At 56.2% G+C, this 15,990-nt stretch carries 9 protein-coding genes; 5 read left to right on the top strand and 4 right to left on the bottom strand.

The window, feature by feature from the left end; translation table 11 throughout:
* Nucleotides 1-7 precede the first annotated feature (7 nt).
* Entirely contained in the window at nucleotides 8-631 is a 624-nt protein-coding gene (locus ABI171_RS10900) for a TetR/AcrR family transcriptional regulator (protein WP_348092588.1), read from the bottom strand.
* Between the two features lie 281 nt (nucleotides 632-912).
* Here ABI171_RS10900 and ABI171_RS10895 point away from each other — a divergent pair, with 281 nt between their 5' ends.
* From ABI171_RS10895 to ABI171_RS10880, 4 genes are all read left to right on the top strand, one after another.
* The gene (locus ABI171_RS10895) at nucleotides 913-1,758 is read left to right on the top strand and encodes an alpha/beta hydrolase (protein ID WP_348099297.1); all 846 of its coding nucleotides are present in this window, start codon (nucleotides 913-915) and stop codon (nucleotides 1,756-1,758) included.
* Nucleotides 1,759-1,986: 228 nt separating this feature from the next.
* Nucleotides 1,987-2,478: a MarR family transcriptional regulator gene (locus ABI171_RS10890; protein ID WP_348092586.1), complete on the top strand. Its 492-nt coding sequence runs from the start codon at nucleotides 1,987-1,989 to the stop codon at nucleotides 2,476-2,478.
* 187 nt (nucleotides 2,479-2,665) lie between these two features.
* The gene (locus tag ABI171_RS10885) at nucleotides 2,666-3,091 is read left to right on the top strand and encodes an organic hydroperoxide resistance protein (protein ID WP_348092585.1); all 426 of its coding nucleotides are present in this window, start codon (nucleotides 2,666-2,668) and stop codon (nucleotides 3,089-3,091) included.
* Nucleotides 3,092-3,880: 789 nt separating this feature from the next.
* Nucleotides 3,881-4,651 carry a hypothetical protein gene (locus tag ABI171_RS10880; RefSeq protein WP_348092584.1) on the top strand — a complete coding sequence of 257 codons (771 nt, stop codon included), beginning with the start codon at nucleotides 3,881-3,883 and terminating at the stop codon, nucleotides 4,649-4,651.
* Between the two features lie 192 nt (nucleotides 4,652-4,843).
* Here ABI171_RS10880 and ABI171_RS10875 read toward each other — a convergent pair whose 3' ends face one another.
* Together ABI171_RS10875 and ABI171_RS10870 are read right to left on the bottom strand one after the other, a co-directional pair.
* Nucleotides 4,844-6,178 (bottom strand): ankyrin repeat domain-containing protein, encoded by a 1,335-nt coding sequence (locus tag ABI171_RS10875; RefSeq protein WP_348092583.1) that lies wholly within the window; start codon nucleotides 6,176-6,178, stop codon nucleotides 4,844-4,846.
* Nucleotides 6,179-6,447: 269 nt separating this feature from the next.
* Nucleotides 6,448-9,129 carry a DNA translocase FtsK gene (locus ABI171_RS10870; RefSeq protein ID WP_348092582.1) on the bottom strand — a complete coding sequence of 894 codons (2,682 nt, stop codon included), beginning with the start codon at nucleotides 9,127-9,129 and terminating at the stop codon, nucleotides 6,448-6,450.
* A gap of 830 nt (nucleotides 9,130-9,959) precedes the next feature.
* Here ABI171_RS10870 and ABI171_RS10865 point away from each other — a divergent pair.
* Nucleotides 9,960-12,734, top strand: coding sequence for a TonB-dependent receptor (locus ABI171_RS10865; RefSeq protein WP_348092581.1), 2,775 nt, complete (start codon nucleotides 9,960-9,962; stop codon nucleotides 12,732-12,734).
* 107 nt (nucleotides 12,735-12,841) lie between these two features.
* Here the strand turns inward: ABI171_RS10865 and ABI171_RS10860 are convergent, their stop codons facing one another.
* Nucleotides 12,842-15,652: an IPT/TIG domain-containing protein gene (locus ABI171_RS10860; RefSeq protein ID WP_348092580.1), complete on the bottom strand. Its 2,811-nt coding sequence runs from the start codon at nucleotides 15,650-15,652 to the stop codon at nucleotides 12,842-12,844.
* Nucleotides 15,653-15,990 lie beyond the last annotated feature (338 nt).

Below are 15,990 nucleotides of genomic sequence, written 5' to 3'. Positions count from 1 at the left end.
GGTATTGTTATTGTAGATAGCCGACCACGAGACGCGTGGTTTCGTCGACGAGCATGCCAAGCGCTTCATCCGAGAGCATTTCAGATCTGTGCAAAACCGCTGTGTGAGCCAGCGCCTCTATTGATGTCACACAGACATATGTCGCCAGTCCCAGGTCGACCATGCGGAGCTCACCGCTATGGGCCTCGAGATAAGCCCTGAAGAGAGCATAGGTTCCGCGATTGAAGGCCTCTACATTTTCAAGGCTTCCCGTGCGCGGAATCTGCTCCGCAAGGACGCGATGCAGCTTGGGATCGATACGATGCGCCTCGATCGCTACGGCAACCAGCCTGCGCACCGCTTTTTCAAGCGGCTGCGAAGCGACCTCTGCCAGTGCACCACGGACGACCTGCATGATTTCCTGATCATGACGCTCGATGACGGCGGCAACCAGAGCCTCTTTGCCAGGGTAATACTGGTAAAGCGAGCCAACGCCCACGCCTGCCACTTCAGCGATCCGGTTGGTGCTGGCTTTATCGTAACCCTCCCTGACCAGAATGCGAGCTGTTGCCTCAATCAGCGCGTCAACCGTCGCCCGCGACCTCTCTTGAGAGGCGTGCTTCCTGGGTTTGGTCAGTGGCTTGCGTGCCATTTTTTTGCGCTCCGAATACGAGTATAGAACACGAGCCATCGCTCGTATTATATCTTCAGGCGGTGACGAATGGACAGAAGTCATTGGTCGCCGAACTGAGAGAGCAAGCCGAACTCGCACACAAGGAGGATGTAGCCATGGGCGTTGGGAAAATATCATCAACACAGCAGGTTCGAGAGGATAGAGGAACCCCGCAAGAGTGGCTGTCGGACGATTCCAGGCCGAGCTGGCAGAGCCGCTGCATCAATAGTCTGCTACGGCTTCTTCCCATCAAGAAGCGGATGGCATCCGCTGCCGCTGTGCAAGAGCGCGTGCGCAGATTGGGATTGCGGCCGGCCTCCTACGAACCGACCGGGCTCGGCCTCGGCGTCCAGGCAACCTTGAAGAAGAGCGCGACAGGATGGCCTGTCTATTATACGGCGCCGGCGGCAGCTCCCAACGCCGGCAACTATGTGCTGTTCCTGCACGGCGGTGGCTTTATCAACGAGATCGTTCGCTCCCATTGGCGCTTCGTAGCTTATTTGACCCGCCACGCCCGCGTCCGTTGCGTCGTTCCCATATATCCGCTGGCTCCCGGCGCCACCGCGAAAGATATCGTGCCGGCCACGGGTGAACTGTTGCGGCAGTTGCTGGAAGATGCTGGATCGGCGAAGGTCACAGTGGTCGGCAATTCGGCGGGCGCCAATTTGGGGCTGGCGGCGGTCCAATGGTTAAGAGACTCCGGATATCGGCAACCGGACGGCCTGGTGCTGATTTCGCCCGGGTTGGATGCATCAGCGAGCCGCCCGGAGCAGATGGCGATCGCTCGCCGCGATCCTATGCAAGACATACCGGGCATCCTCGAAGCAGGACGTCTCTATGCTGGCGACCTAGACCTGACTCATCCCTATGTCAGTCCGTTGAATGGCGATATCCGCGGGCTGACGCAAATGACTGTATTCACCGGCACGCTCGACCTTTTCTATCCCGACAGTGTCGATCTGGCCGCGAAGGCGCGCGCGGCGGGTGTTCCGGTAGAACTCCATGTGCGACGCGGCCAACCACACAATTATGCGGGGATGCCGACGCCGGAAGGGCGACAGGCTCGTGCGATCATCCTGCGCGTCGTTGCCCAAGGACTGACGTGATCGTTGTTTGTAACAAAAGGCAATGGCTCTATTGCAGGCAAAACCCGATCAGGATTTTTTTACGGCAAGCCGTAAATTGCAGATAGTCCCGCGCGGCGTGTACCACGTTTTGTACTGATAAAATGTTTGCCGCGGCAGACATTCATAGCTAATGACAATCCCGTCGATAGTTTTAAATACGATTTAGATTGCTTGCAATTTAATTTCTAGCTATGTATTATTCAACGCATGGACACCAGCAAACATCAACCGCCGACCGCAAGCATTCCGCCAGAACTGCCGGGACCGGAAAGCCTGTTGCTGGACAACCAGCTGTGCTTCGCGCTGTATTCGGCATCGCTGACCATGACAAAGATTTACAAGCCGCTGTTGCAAAAGATGGGGCTGACCTACCCGCAATACCTGGTGCTGCTGACCTTGTGGGAGCGCGATGAAGTCACCGTGTCGGCTTTGGGCGAGCGCCTGTTTCTGGATTCCGGCACCTTGACGCCTTTGCTCAAGCGTCTGGAAAGCAGCGGCTTTTTACGGCGCCAACGGGCGCAGCACGATGAGCGTCAGGTAATTGTCAGCCTGACCGCAGCGGGCAGGAATCTGCGCAATGAAGCGCGGGCGATTCCGCAGCAGGTGAGCTGCAGCGCTGAATGCTCGCTGGATGAGTTGAAGGCGCTGACCAAGCAACTGCAGCGGCTGCGTACTGCAATGGCGGGTAATATCGAATAAGCGGAATGATGTGGAGGGTCGGTAATTTATAAAATACATTGTTGGCAATGTAATTGTGTAATCTGCAGTTGCTGAAATTTTTTCATTCGTGCGTCATCTTAGTGTTGTACCTTTTTATCCGGATCGTCAGTACGGCCGACTGCGCTGATCCAAAGGATTCTCAAAACGGCCAATAAAGGAAATCATCATGTCAGTCGAAAAAGTTCTGTACCGCGCCCACGCCACTGCAACCGGAGGCCGTGACGGTCGTGCTGTGTCATCCGATAACGTGCTGGACGTCAAATTGACTACGCCAAAGGAATTGGGCGGCGCCGGCGGCGTAGGCACCAATCCTGAGCAACTGTTTGCAGCCGGCTACTCCGCCTGCTTCATCGGCGCCATGAAATTCGTGGCATCGCAAGAGAAGATCACTTTGCCTGCCGACGTGTCGATCACCGGCAACGTCGGCATCGGCCAGATTCCCGGCGGCTTCGGCATCGAAGTGGAATTGCAGATTTCCCTGCCAGGCATGGAAGCCGGCGCAGCGGAAGATCTGGTGAACAAGGCGCACAAGGTTTGCCCTTATTCCAACGCTACCCGCGGCAACATCGACGTTACGCTGACACTGGTGTAATGCAAAAGGGTGGATGACAATGGTCATTCGCCCTGGTGATCTGGTTTAAAGCTACGAATTAACATCTAAACTCCGAGGCCGTCTGTGCTAGCTGCGCAGCATGGTCTTGGAGGCCTTGGGCGGCAGCTGCCGCCTGTTCGATCGAAGTTCCAATCCGAGCCTTTGATTTCTTTGCCGGCAGCGGCTGAACACTGCGCCAGATTGCTTACTTCCGCCGCCGGCGCGGTCATCACGGAGCTGTACCCGCGTACGCAGCGCGCAGATCCGGAAGATCCCGCTGCTTAATCCTCTTTTATATCTCGATTTTCTGCATCGACGGCAATCGTCCGGGGTGGCGGATTTGCAACATTTATCAAATTTTTAACCATTCCCGATGACTTTGCTGTGTTGCCATCTAGACATTGATTGGGATCATGGTTAGACTATAACAATTGGCGAAATGCAATTTATTGAGAAGTTCAACAGCCGAGATAAACCTGTTTGTCTGATATCGACTGTGATGTGAGTTGCAATTATTTGTCGCTTTGCAAATACTTTGCACCCTGCCTGACGCGAAATCGATGTGGTGCTTGAATGGCCACCTCATCAAACGTGGTGCCTCCCGTTATCCGTTCAAATCTCGGTAATGCCTGGTTATACGCAAATTGCTGTTAACCGGACGGCATTGCGCCAAGTCTTGCAACGGCACATTCCAACTTGTGACGATTGCATTTTGCCGTGGCGGCTAGCCGTCCGGTACGGGGAGGGGCTCACCCTGACACTATCAATAACAATTCAACAGGATGAACAATGAAACACTTTAGTAAAATATTCTTACTGGCTGTGACTGTCTTGTCTGGCTGTGCGGTGATACAGAAACCGATCCCGTCATCAGCACAGATTTTTTCTACTCCGGAAAGCAGCGTTGCCGTAGCAATCGGAAAACTGCCTGAGCCGGACATGAGCATGATGGGAGCGCAAGGGCTGCTGGATCTGATGATCAACAAGGCGAATGCCAAGCCCATCGTAGAGCGCTTGCAGCAACAGGATTTCAGCGCGGTCAAAAAACTCTCTGAAGATTTTACAAAGGGCCTGGAAGATCGCCAGATCAAGGTTGTTGTAGTGCCAGGAGCGCTTGATACGACCACTCTGCAAAAATTTACAGAGGGCTCCGGCGATGGCGTTGCCTTGCTTGATTACCGCCCGCTGGCCAAGCAATATGGCGTAGACCGCCTGCTATTGATCCAGCCGACTTGGCTGGGGACCATGCGCAACTATCACGGGTTTATTCCGTTAGGCGCGCCGGTAGGGTATGTGGCCATTATCGGACAACTGGTTGATCTGCGCACCAACCGGCTGCAATGGTACTCCCCGATCGTGATTTCGACTCCTGTTACCGGCAAATGGGATGACGCTCCAAATTACGACAATCTGATGAAAGCTGTCGACGAAAGTACGCGCAATGCAACGGTCAAAATCCGTGAAGCCTTTTTCGTGCCGGCCGGTACGATAGAGACTGCGGCAAATACAGCAACAAGCACTGCAACCAGTACCGCAACAGTAATTCAATCCGCTAAGTAAACGTAATAACGCGAGTCGAGAAGATCGGCGGACAGATTCGTTCTAAACGCTGTCCGGTAGGTGACGATTTACGTTCCCGATCTTCGTCTTTTTTTGGGCGCTCTGTTTTGCAAGGGTTGCGGTGCGCACTCGTTTGCCCGTGACCACGTTAGAGAAATTGACGGCGACTGGGCGGCGATGTGTCGGCCCGGCTTACTTTACACCTGCCGTCCTCTTCCTGAGCAACGCGGCAAGTTCCGCGTTGCCTTTTTTCTCCGCCAGGCTTGCCGCATTCGCGCCGTTCATCGTGGCGGTGACGTCTGCTCCCTTCGCAAGCAGCATGTTGACGATGTCAGAGTTACCTTCATCTGCGGCGCTAAGAAGTGGTGTCCAGCCGTTTTTATCGGTGAGATTCGGATTGGCGTTCAATTCAAGCAGAGCCTGAACCAGCTGTGTCCGGCCCCGGTTGGTGGCAATCAGAAGGGCGGTCGATCCGTCTTCCGCACGGGAATCTATGGAAACTCCCTTTCTGGTGCTTAGGGCTTTTGCGAGATGTTCACCAGCCGGCAGAGAAGCGCTGTATGCCATGACCTGATCAAGCCGGGGATTAATCTCCAAGGCTTCCTGGAAATACTTTTCAGCGCTGGCGTCGTTTCCCTTTACCACCATGTCGGCCCATTTCCGATATAGAGCCGAGGCCAGGGTTCTCCGGGCCATTCCATAGTTCATGATCTTGAGCGCTTCACGAGCTTGAACGATTGCTTCGTCATTGCGGCCAAGAGTCGAGGTCAGATATTCCGCAAAATTTCCATGCAGCCAGGCATTAGTCGGGTTGCGCTTGATCTGGTCTTTATAAAGCGCGACGGCTTTCTCTTGGTCACCGTTCCGTTGATAGCTTTCAATCAGAAAGCCATAGGCGGCAGACAATGCCTTGGGGTTGGTGGTGCCGCTTTTCAGTACACGTTGCCAACGAGTTGCTGCGGCCGAATACTCGCCTCGCGCCTCATTGAGCGATCCCCAATTCAGTTGCAACCATGGATCATCGCTTCCAAGTTGCTCCGCATGGGTCAAGCTCTTTTCGGCTCCGGCTAAATCGGTTCGTTCAAACTGAATATAGCCAAGATAGACATAGCCTTCAGCGAAGCGCGGGTTGATCTTGATGGACTCTCGGACCGCCGCCTCTGCCAGGTTCAGCGTGTCGGGGACATAGTTTCCCACTTGGTAAAAATTGGTTCCGTATGTCACTCCGCGCGAATTGATATAGCCAGCCATTACCAGGCATCGCGCCATTTCTTTCAATGCCAGGTAATTTTGAGGATCCGTTTCAAGCACCTGTGTCAGTTTCTTTTGCGCTTGCTCAAGAATCTGAGGCTCCCCATGCCAGGAGTCGAGCAGTTCACTAGCCTCGTGAAGTTGCTTACTGCTTTGCTTCTGCGGCGTTTCCGTCGTACCGCTTGCCGTGCCAGCGGCAATAAGAATTACCAGCCCTCCCAGAGCGATTTTCGCGACATTAATAATGCTGCCGACAGAGGTATTGTTTTTTTGCATGGCGCTGGTTTTCTATTGATAATTAATTTTCTTGCGGCAATGTTATCAGGTAGAAACGCCGTGATGTAGATTCGATCACTGTAAAAGACCAACAAGGCAAAATTCCACCGAGGCCGGGATGGCGGGTTGTAGATTCTCTCCTAAGTCCGCCGAATTGGTGATAAATGTCCGTCAGAGCCAAGGTCGCAACGCTTGCGCCGGGGTTGTGTTTCAAACTGGAGTGAGTCGTTTGAAATGTCCCGGCAGTTCGCGCGCTATTGGGACAGTTTTTACTCGGCTTGCACCGGCGTCAACACTTCACGGCTGCCGTTGGTTGCGACGGAAGAGACAATGCCGGCCGCTTCCATTTGTTCCACCAGCCGCGCTGCGCGGTTGTAGCCGACGCGGAATTGGCGCTGCACGGAAGAAATCGAAGCGCGCCGGGTCCGCACGACAAAGGCCACCGCTTCGTCATACAACGGATCCGCCTCGACATCCTGGCTATCGCCCAGCAGATCGGTGCCGGCGCCCTCGGCGGGCACGCCTGCCAGGATCGCTTCCTCGTATTCGGGCTCGCCAAATTGCTTCAGATATTCGACTACCCGATGCACTTCTGCATCCGAGACGAAGGCGCCATGGACCCGTTGCGGATATCCCGATCCAGGCGGCAGGAACAGCATGTCGCCATGGCCGAGCAGGGCTTCCGCACCCATCTGGTCGAGGATGGTCCTGGAATCGATTTTGGAGGATACCTGGAACGCGACGCGGGTCGGGATATTGGCCTTGATCAGGCCGGTGATAACGTCGACTGAAGGCCGCTGGGTCGCCAGGATCAGGTGGATGCCGGCGGCCCGCGCCTTTTGCGCCAGCCGTGCGATCAACTCTTCGATCTTTTTCCCGGTCACCATCATCAGGTCCGCCAACTCGTCGATGATGACGACGATCAGCGGCAGGGTGGAGAGCGGCTCCGGCGCATCAGGCGTAAGCGAGAACGGGTTGCTGACTTTCTTGCCGCGCATGTTACCGTCGCGGATTTTCTGGTTGAATCCCGCCAGGTTGCGTACCCCCAGCGCAGACATCAGCCGGTAACGCTTGTCCATCTCGGCCACGCACCAGGTCAGCGCGTTGGCGGCCAGTTTCATGTCGGTGACGACCGGAGCCAGCAGATGCGGAATGCCTTCGTAGACCGACAGCTCCAGCATCTTGGGATCGATCATGATCAGCCGTACTTCTTCCGGTGTGGCTTTATACAGCAGCGACAAGATCATGGCGTTGATCGCCACCGATTTGCCGGAACCGGTGGTGCCGGCCACCAGCATGTGCGGGGCGCGCGCCAGGTCGGCGACAATCGGCTTGCCGGTAATGTCCTTGCCCAGCGCCAGCGTCAGGTGCGATGCCGAATCCTGGTAGGCAGGCGACTCGAGGATTTCGGACAGCCGGATCATTTGCCGCTGCGGATTGGGCAGTTCCAGTCCCATGCAGGTTTTACCGGGAATGGTCTCCACCACACGGATCGAGGTGAGGCCCAAGGCGCGCGACAAGTCCTTCATCAGGCCGACGATCTGGCTGCCGCGCACGCCCAGCGCCGGCTCCACTTCGAAGCGCGTGATGACCGGGCCGGCGTCGGCGCCGAGCACGGTGACCGGCACCTTGAATTCTTTCAGGCGCTGCTCGATCAGCAAGCCGGTTTCGGCCAGGCGTTCTACCGGGATGTCGATCAGTTCATTGATTGCGGGGTCCAGCAAATCAAGGCCGGGTAGATTGATCCGTAGTTCATGCAAGGGATGAAATGAGAAATCAGCTTCGCTATTGTTACTGTCTTCAGCCATGACCGCAGGCGATTCGTTTGGCGTTGTCTGCGGCGCAATATAAGAGGTTTGCGCGGTAGCGGCGTCGGTCCTGTCGACAATAGGATAGGTAATGGCGGTTTCAAATGGCGCTGGCCGCGCCTGTGATACCGGAACCACCAGAGCTGGCATTTCCGTTTCGGCGAAAGACCTGGTTGTCGAAATACTTGCCGGGAAAATCACTGCGTCCGTCATCTGTCGTGGCACAGCAATATCTGGCCTGATCGCGGACATTGCGGCGAGCGCCGCTTCAGCTGTATTGGAAGTGATTACGGCCATGTCCTCCGGCGTCTTGACGAACGCTGCAGTTGTCGTTTCCGTGCCAGCTTGTGGCGTTGCCGGGCGAGTGCTGATGATTCTGGTCTGCGACGGGAAACGATTCTGGCTGCGTTCGGATTGACGGCTATGCATCGCCTCTTTGCGCGCGCCGCTGGCGGCGCGTGCCTGTTGCGCCATTTTTTCGCGCGCCAGCATTGCCGGCGTCGGAATGATCCTTTCAACAGTGGCCCACTCTGCCATGCTTCGTGCGGAGTGATTCATCTCAGCGCGCTTGTTCGGTATCTGCGATCGTTTGCCAGCAACTTCGGGCTGTTCCGAAAGCGACGGCAATTGCCAGGATTTTCTGCTGCGCAGCGGCGCTGCGATACTCTCCCGCGCTCTGGCTTGCCGGACTGTTGCATGCGCCGGCGGCGCAGGGGCGGGGACGACCCGCGCTTCACGCGGCGTTTCCGTTCGTTGCGTTTTGTTTGAGAAAAGACGTTGCAATGCAGGGTGGATGCCGGCGACGGGTTTCAGCCACGCGCTGCCAAACAGCCATGACAGCGCCAGGATACTGATGGCCATCAGCATCAGCACGCCGCCAACGCCGCCAAACACGTGCATCAAGGCCTGGGCGATAGCGTAACCGGCCAGGTCGCCATCCGGCGGACCGGTTTCGCTGGTACGCAAGACCGCTTCCAGCGCGCTGCTGCCGCCAATGATCAACAAGGTTCCTAGCCACAAGCGGATGGAGCCTGGGCCGCGCAGCACATTTATTTCTGAACGGCGCGCTTTCACTACGCGCACCAGCAAAGGGAGCAACCAAAGCAAGGACCATCCGAACCAACTGAAAACAGCTATATGCATACTCAAATTCAATGAAAAATCGACATCCGGAAATCTTTGGGGTGAGGCAAGTCGCGCTGCCAAATGACGGGCAGCAGGCAGGTCGCGTCCAGTGCCGCCTGGCAAGGGAGAGCTGACTGAGTTGCAGGGCGTCCTGAAATCAAAGTAGGTGATATTAACCGAAAAACAGCTGGCCGTTTTCCTCCGAGTTGCCTGTTGATAACTTGTTTTGTTAGCAATCAAATGTGTAGTACAAATTGCGGCTGCATTTGCATGAATGACGAAGCAGGTTACACATCTCGCAGATGTGCTCATTCCTCCGTTTCAAGGCTTGCATTTCAAAAAATGCCGCATGGCGCAATAGATGCCCGCAAATAATCACATCGTCTGATTAGTTCCACTTACTAGCGCTGCATCGCTGATGTTCATACTTTCCTATTTACGACAGTGATGTCGTATTTAATCAAATAACTGTCTCAAATTTGTAACTCAATATAACAATTTGTAACCATGACAAATAATTTGTAACAAAAAATATTATGTTTAGGATAGATTAACGATGCGGTGACTTGGCGTCTGGCAATTATTTGCGTCCAAAACATCGCGTTGTCGTCAATTGCACAAAAAACAAACAATGCAGCTGACGACAATCCCGGGGAGGACCAGATGATTGGAAAGACCTTCTGGTGGGGTTTTTGGTTTGTCTGTCTGTAAGAGCTTTAACAGAGATGTCAAAACGCACATTACGTCGTCCACAAGGCGATCTAATCAGCCTGGTTTGATTACACAAATAATTAAATTCTTAACTCTAAAAACGATAGGGGGTTTTGCTTATGTTCAGGGAACGAAAATTGTCACAGTCATTACGGCTTGCATTTTTTACCGGTGGCGTGGCGGTAGGGGTTGGCATGATGGCGCCGGCCGTGTATGCGCAGGAGACAAACGATGACAAACCGATGGGACGGGTTGAAATCACAGGTTCGAACATTAAACGGACGCAGCAGGAAGGACCGGCGTCGACGCAAATCCTGACGCGCAAGGACATCCAGCAATCGGGTAAGACCTCGGTGGCCGATGTGGTGCGCAGTCTTTCAGCCGACAACAATGGCTCCATCAGCGGTTCATTCACTAACGGTTTCGCCGGTAGCGCTTCGGGCGTGTCGCTGCGCGGACTTTCCGTCAATTCGACCCTGGTGCTGATCAATGGCCGCCGCACCGCACCTTACGGTTTGGGCGATGACGGCCAACGCAGTTTTGTCGATTTGAATTCGATCCCTCTCGGGGCGGTCGACCGCATCGAAGTGCTGAAAGACGGCGCTTCTGCGATCTACGGTTCGGATGCGATTGCCGGCGTGGTCAACATCATCTTGCGTGAAACCTATCAGGGCCAGACCATTTCCGGTTCGCTGGGCACTTCCGGCCACGGCGATGGCACTTTGCGAAGCGTGTCGGGGACCTTCGGTTTTGGCGATCTGGAAGCAGACAAGTACAACTATTTCTTCAGCATCGACGCCAAGCAAAGCAACAAGATCTTGCAAAGGGACCGGCCGGAATATCTCGGCCAGGCTGATGCCCGTCCATGGGGCGGCCGTGACCAGCGCGCCGGCGCCACCACCAGCAGCAACACCGGCGGCAGCAGCTTCGTCGGCACGGTACGTCCGGTCGATGCTAACGGCGCTACCATTCCAGGCCGCGGCATCCAGAACTTACCTGGCTGTGCGAACATCGACCGCGGCACGTCGATCAACTCCGGCGGCGGCTGCTTGTGGGATCCGATCCAGGGCGGCTATCAGACGGTGCAACCGGAAACGCAGAATATCAATCTGTTCGGCCGCGGCACCTTGAAGCTCAGCAACGATATGCAAGCCTATGCGGAAGCCGGCTTGTTCAACTCATCCGCCAAGACGCTGACCACGCCATCCGCGCTGACCAGCGCCGGTTTCGACCTGATCAATCAACGCGTCATCAATACCGGCACCGGCCCCGGCCAGCTGCTGTTGCCTATCGGTCATCCGGACAATCCGTTTCCCGATGCGCGTGCCCGTCCGCGTTGGGTCGATCCAAACCGTCCGCGCACATCCGATCTCGACACTACCGTGACCCGTTTGCTGGTCGGCGTCAAGGGGACGTCGTTCGGCTGGGACTACGATAGCGGCATCCTGTATGCGCAAAGTAAAACCGAACGCACCCAGAACGGCTACTACCGCAGCAGCGCCTTGCAAACGGCGATGAACAATGGCTCTTTCCGTATCGGCCAGGCTGGCGCACTGAATTCCGCGCAGACCTTGGGTTTTGTATCGCCGGAACTGAAAAACTCGGCCACCACCAAGCTCGCCTTGTGGGATTTCAAAGGCACGCGTGAGTTCGGCCAGCTGCCGGGCGGTCCCATCGGTATTGCGATCGGCGGCGAGTTGCGCCATGAATCGACTGACAGTGAAGCCACGCCGTTCACCGATATCAACGATATCGTTGGACTGGGTTATGCTTCGGCACGCGCTTCGCGCAATATCAGCTCGCTCTACACGGAGTTGGCATTGCCGGTGATTAAGCAGCTGGAATTCCAGCTTGCCTTGCGTACCGACCAGTACTCGGACTTCGGCAACTCGACCACGCCTAAGATCGGCTTCAAGTTCACGCCTATCCAGCAACTGGCTATCCGCGGCACCTATGCGGAAGGTTTCCGTGCGCCTGGTCCTGCTGAAAGCGGCGATAGCGCGGTATCGGCTTTTACGACTTTCGCGCGTGATCCGCTGCGTTGCCCTGCCACCGGCCTCTCCGCAGATTGTACCGACGGTAAAAACGTTGGCGCGGTGACTGTCGGTAACAAGAACTTGAAACCGGAAAAATCGCAAAGCTACAGCCTGGGTTTCATCCTCGAACCGATCAAGAACACCAGTGTTTCGGTCGATTATTGGCGTATTGTTCGCAAGAATGAAATCACCGGTTCCGATGCGGCTTCGATCATCGCCGATCCATCGCAATTTCCGGATGCGACAGTGGTGCGTGGCGAACCGACTTCGGACTTCCCTGGTCTGGCTGGTCCGATCCTGCTGGTCAAGGCGCCGTACATCAATGCCGGCCAAACCCGCACCAGCGGCGTCGACATCGATTTGCGCAGCCGTTTCGACTTGAGTTCCTATGGCCGCGTTACTACCGGCTTGACGGTTTCGCAAATGTTCGAGTTCAAGCGCACCACCAGCGGCGTGACGCAAAACTTCGTCGGCACCCATGGCGATACCAACCTGTCCGGTAATGGCGGCACGCCACGCACTCGTGCATCGGCATCCGTGGCTTGGGATCGTGGTCCGTTCAACGTCACTACCTCGCTCAACTACGTCAGTGGCATTGAAGACAAGAACCAGGCTGGCGGCCCATGCCTGGACCTGGATCCGGTGACAGGCAAGGCGTTGATGAACTGCCGCGTTGCGTCGTTCACCACTGTCGACCTGTTCGGTCGCTGGGACGTGACCAAGCAATGGCAAGTGACTGCAGCCATCGCCAATCTGTTTGACCGCCTGGCGCCGCTGGACGTGCAGACCTACGGCCGCATCAACTACAACCCGTCGCTGCATCAGTCAGGCGCGGTGGGGCGTTACTTCACACTCGGTGCTCGCTACACCTTCTAAGAAGCGCAGTAGTTAGCTGGCCGGAGTAATAAAAAACGCCAGGGAAATTCATTTCCCTGGCGTTTTTTTTGCAGAAATTTTGCTACTTCCGGAACCAAACCATCGGATCAGTGAGGAAAGCTGACCAGGCGTGCCTGCATTGCCGAAGACAAGCTCAGGTCAAACCGGCCACCGCTTGGCAAACTCTTGATGTCAAATGTCGCGCTGCCGTTTTGCAGGCCATTGCCGAGCACAGTCTTGGCGCCGCTTGGCGAGACATACATCAGCGACAAATACGGTTCCAGCGCAGCGTTCCAGGTGACGTTCAATTGCCCGTTCTGGACGCTCCAGCCCACCGATGACGCCATGGCCTGGGCATTGCCGGCAGCGGCGTTTGCCGCTTTCACGCGTTGCACCTGGCTTGGCTGGCGCATGGTTTGCACCTGGCCGTTATTCAGTACGTCGATCGTGGCGATTTCTCCGGGATTGGGCAAGCTGACCCAGAAATGGCTGGTTTTATCGGTAGTGTCGGCGACGCTGACCGGTTCAAATGGCAAGGTATAGGTCTGGCCCGATACCGTGCGCAAACGCAGCGCATAGGTCGATTTGGCGGTGGCGGTATCGATGCGCAGTTTGGTCGCCGAAGCGGATGCCGGATGCAACAGCACGCCTTGCGCAGTGATCTCGCCGGCGATGGTCAGATAGCCGTCTGGTGCGGCCGCGACATCTGCAGCTGACGCAGTGAGCACCAGCGGCTGAGGAATCGCCGCGGTGCGCGATTCGGCAAACTGCTGCGCCCGGACATAGCTGAAATCGGAGAACCAGGTACCGCCGCAATAACCCATGACATCTTTCATTTGTGTGCTGCCTGGCGTCAGCGGCGCGCTCAGTGTGCCTACCAAAGTGTCGCTGTCATACAGGCTATTGTAGACCGCCAGCGAGCTCAGGTCACCGTTGGTGTTGGGATAAGCCGGATCCGGACTTCCGGCGCCGCCGCAAGGAGCGTGATTCAGAGAATGATTATGGCCCATTTCATGCACCATGATCGCCTGCCATTGCGGCCAGTTATTATTGAACGGATCGCCCTGGCCGGCGCTGCTGGTCCAGTCCAGGCCGATCGCTGCTACTGCGGAATTATTTCCTTGCGCGCGATTGCCGACATAGCCCAGGCCCGCGGTAAACGACGATGGTATCGGCGTGTACATCGGAACAAAGCCATAGTAGAAAGCGTTCGGGTCTTCTGTTTCGCGCGTGCTTTCCAGCTGGTTCAGCGCCGTTCCCCAATTCATGGCGGTGGTACTGGTCGCACTGTTGATTACCAGCGGCAAGCGGCTTTGCACCTTGATATTGCCGTTGGCATAAGGATAGACACGCGCCAGCGCTTTTTGCACATCGGACAAATTCTGCGGCAATACGCCGGTGGCGCTGCCTACGGTCAACGGCACCAGCACTACACGCATGCTGGTCGGAGCGCCAACCAGCGGCAGTACATCCTGGCTGGCCGGACTGCTGCCGACACCTGCAGCCACATTGATGCTGACCTTGACGCCAGGTTGCACCCAGGCGGCGGGCAGTATTGCGTTGAAAGTATTATTCAGGTTGTAGTCGTCTTTTGCGGTAGGCAGATTGGCCGGCCCGCTCATCACCAATGTGCCAAGGGCCACGCCGGTTTTGCTGGTAGCCGACAAATTCACCACCGGACTCTTGGCGCCGGCCGCGGGCGCCAGCACGGTTGCGCGCACCAGGGCAGGGCGGCCAGGCGTGAGGCGCAGCGTCAGGTCGGTCGCGCTTTTATCGAATACATGTACAAAGTCGACGCCGCTGATCCACAGGCCCACATTACCGGTGTTATCGACCGTGCCTGCATTGATCGCTGCCTGGCCGGGTGCAGTCAATGTCAGTGTGCCGCTGCTTCCCAGGGCGACGCTCAACACCAGTTGCGTAGCGCTGCTGCTGACGATGGTGGCGTTCACAGTACCGACAGTGGCGCTGGTAACGGTGTTCAGGTTGGTGCCGGTAACGGTCAGCACCACGGTGCCGCTGTTGCTGGCGCTTTGCAGAGCTGTCGCGGTGACCGTCGGAACAACGGAAAAGGCACTGGCGCTAACCACTTCCTGGTAAGGATCGACCACGGTCAAGGGACCGGAGGCCGCGCCAGGTGGCACGACGAATGTGACTGCATTGTTGGTGACGTTGGATACCGAGGCAACGGCGCCATTGGCAAAACGGATGTTTGTGACTGCCGCCAGGCCGCTGCCATTGATCGTCACGCTGCTGCCGATAATGCCGCTTTGCGGCAGCATGGCAACAATCGACGCTGGCCGGTAACCGTGAAGATGATAGGAAGTGTTGACTGGCGCACCGTTCACGATCAGCGTCAGCGTGCCGGAAACCGGCTGCGCCGGCATGGTCAGGGTTACTGTGGTGCTGGAGCTGCTGACCATGGTCAGATTGACGCCTGCTAACTGATAGCCGCTGGCCAAGTCCAGGTTCTTGCCTTGGATCGTGAAATTGGTGCCGACGGCAACATTGCTGGAAGATACGCTGGTGACCAGTGGCGCCGGCAGGCTGGAAACAAAGATAGACGACGATTGCACCGAGAATCCCGGACCCGACACGGTAATCACGCCACTGACTGCCGTGGCCGGAATCGTCATTGCGATCTGGCTGTCGCTGATGATAGAGAACGTGACGGCAACACCACCGATGCTGACGGCAGTCACTTTTTGAAAGCCGGCGCCAGTGAGATTAACGATAGCGCCGGCGGATGCGCTCGCGGCTGAAATCGCGGAAATACTCACGGCAGCTGCTGGAGTGGGAGCCGCAATCGAAGTTGGCGCAGGTGTTGCGCTGTCGCTTGATCCACCGCCGCCGCAACCGGACTGGCTCAGCATGACGCTGATTAAAGCGAGAGCGAGAAGAATTCTATGATTTTTCATTTAATGCACTGCCTTTGAGCTCAAATGAGCTTGGTGATTTGACTAAAAAGTGGCGTTTTCCCGCCAGTGGTCTCGGCGAGAGATATTGGTTTTAGGAAAGAATGGACGTGATTGTAGTTGCGCAAGATGCTTGCCGTAAAGCATCGAATATTCAAGCGTTGTCTATTGGAGGTTGACTTGACTGCCATGTCTGTAAAGTGGTAAGCGCGATGCCGTATCTGCGCTTGCCGCGGACCAAGGCATTGGCGGCTGGATCAATTGGTGCGGAAAAGAAAAAAGAGTCACAAGCGCGAGCTTGTAACTCTTTGATTTACTTCTTAAGTTTTGGTGGCCCCCCC

Source organism: Collimonas sp., from assembly GCF_039923675.1.
Lineage (GTDB): Bacteria > Pseudomonadota > Gammaproteobacteria > Burkholderiales > Burkholderiaceae_D > Collimonas.
This window is presented reverse-complemented; position numbering and strand designations above follow the sequence as displayed.

Excerpts from the sequence above, each read along its gene's own strand:
- ABI171_RS10900 (WP_348092588.1), bottom strand. The coding sequence starts at position 631 with ATGGCACGCAAGCCACTGACCAAACCCAGGAAGCACGCCTCTCAAGAG.
- ABI171_RS10895 (WP_348099297.1), top strand. The coding sequence starts at position 913 with ATGGCATCCGCTGCCGCTGTGCAAGAGCGCGTGCGCAGATTGGGATTG.
- ABI171_RS10890 (WP_348092586.1), top strand. The coding sequence starts at position 1,987 with ATGGACACCAGCAAACATCAACCGCCGACCGCAAGCATTCCGCCAGAA.
- ABI171_RS10885 (WP_348092585.1), top strand. The coding sequence starts at position 2,666 with ATGTCAGTCGAAAAAGTTCTGTACCGCGCCCACGCCACTGCAACCGGA.
- ABI171_RS10880 (WP_348092584.1), top strand. The coding sequence starts at position 3,881 with ATGAAACACTTTAGTAAAATATTCTTACTGGCTGTGACTGTCTTGTCT.
- ABI171_RS10875 (WP_348092583.1), bottom strand. The coding sequence starts at position 6,178 with ATGCAAAAAAACAATACCTCTGTCGGCAGCATTATTAATGTCGCGAAA.
- ABI171_RS10870 (WP_348092582.1), bottom strand. The coding sequence starts at position 9,129 with ATGCATATAGCTGTTTTCAGTTGGTTCGGATGGTCCTTGCTTTGGTTG.
- ABI171_RS10860 (WP_348092580.1), bottom strand. The coding sequence starts at position 15,652 with ATGAAAAATCATAGAATTCTTCTCGCTCTCGCTTTAATCAGCGTCATG.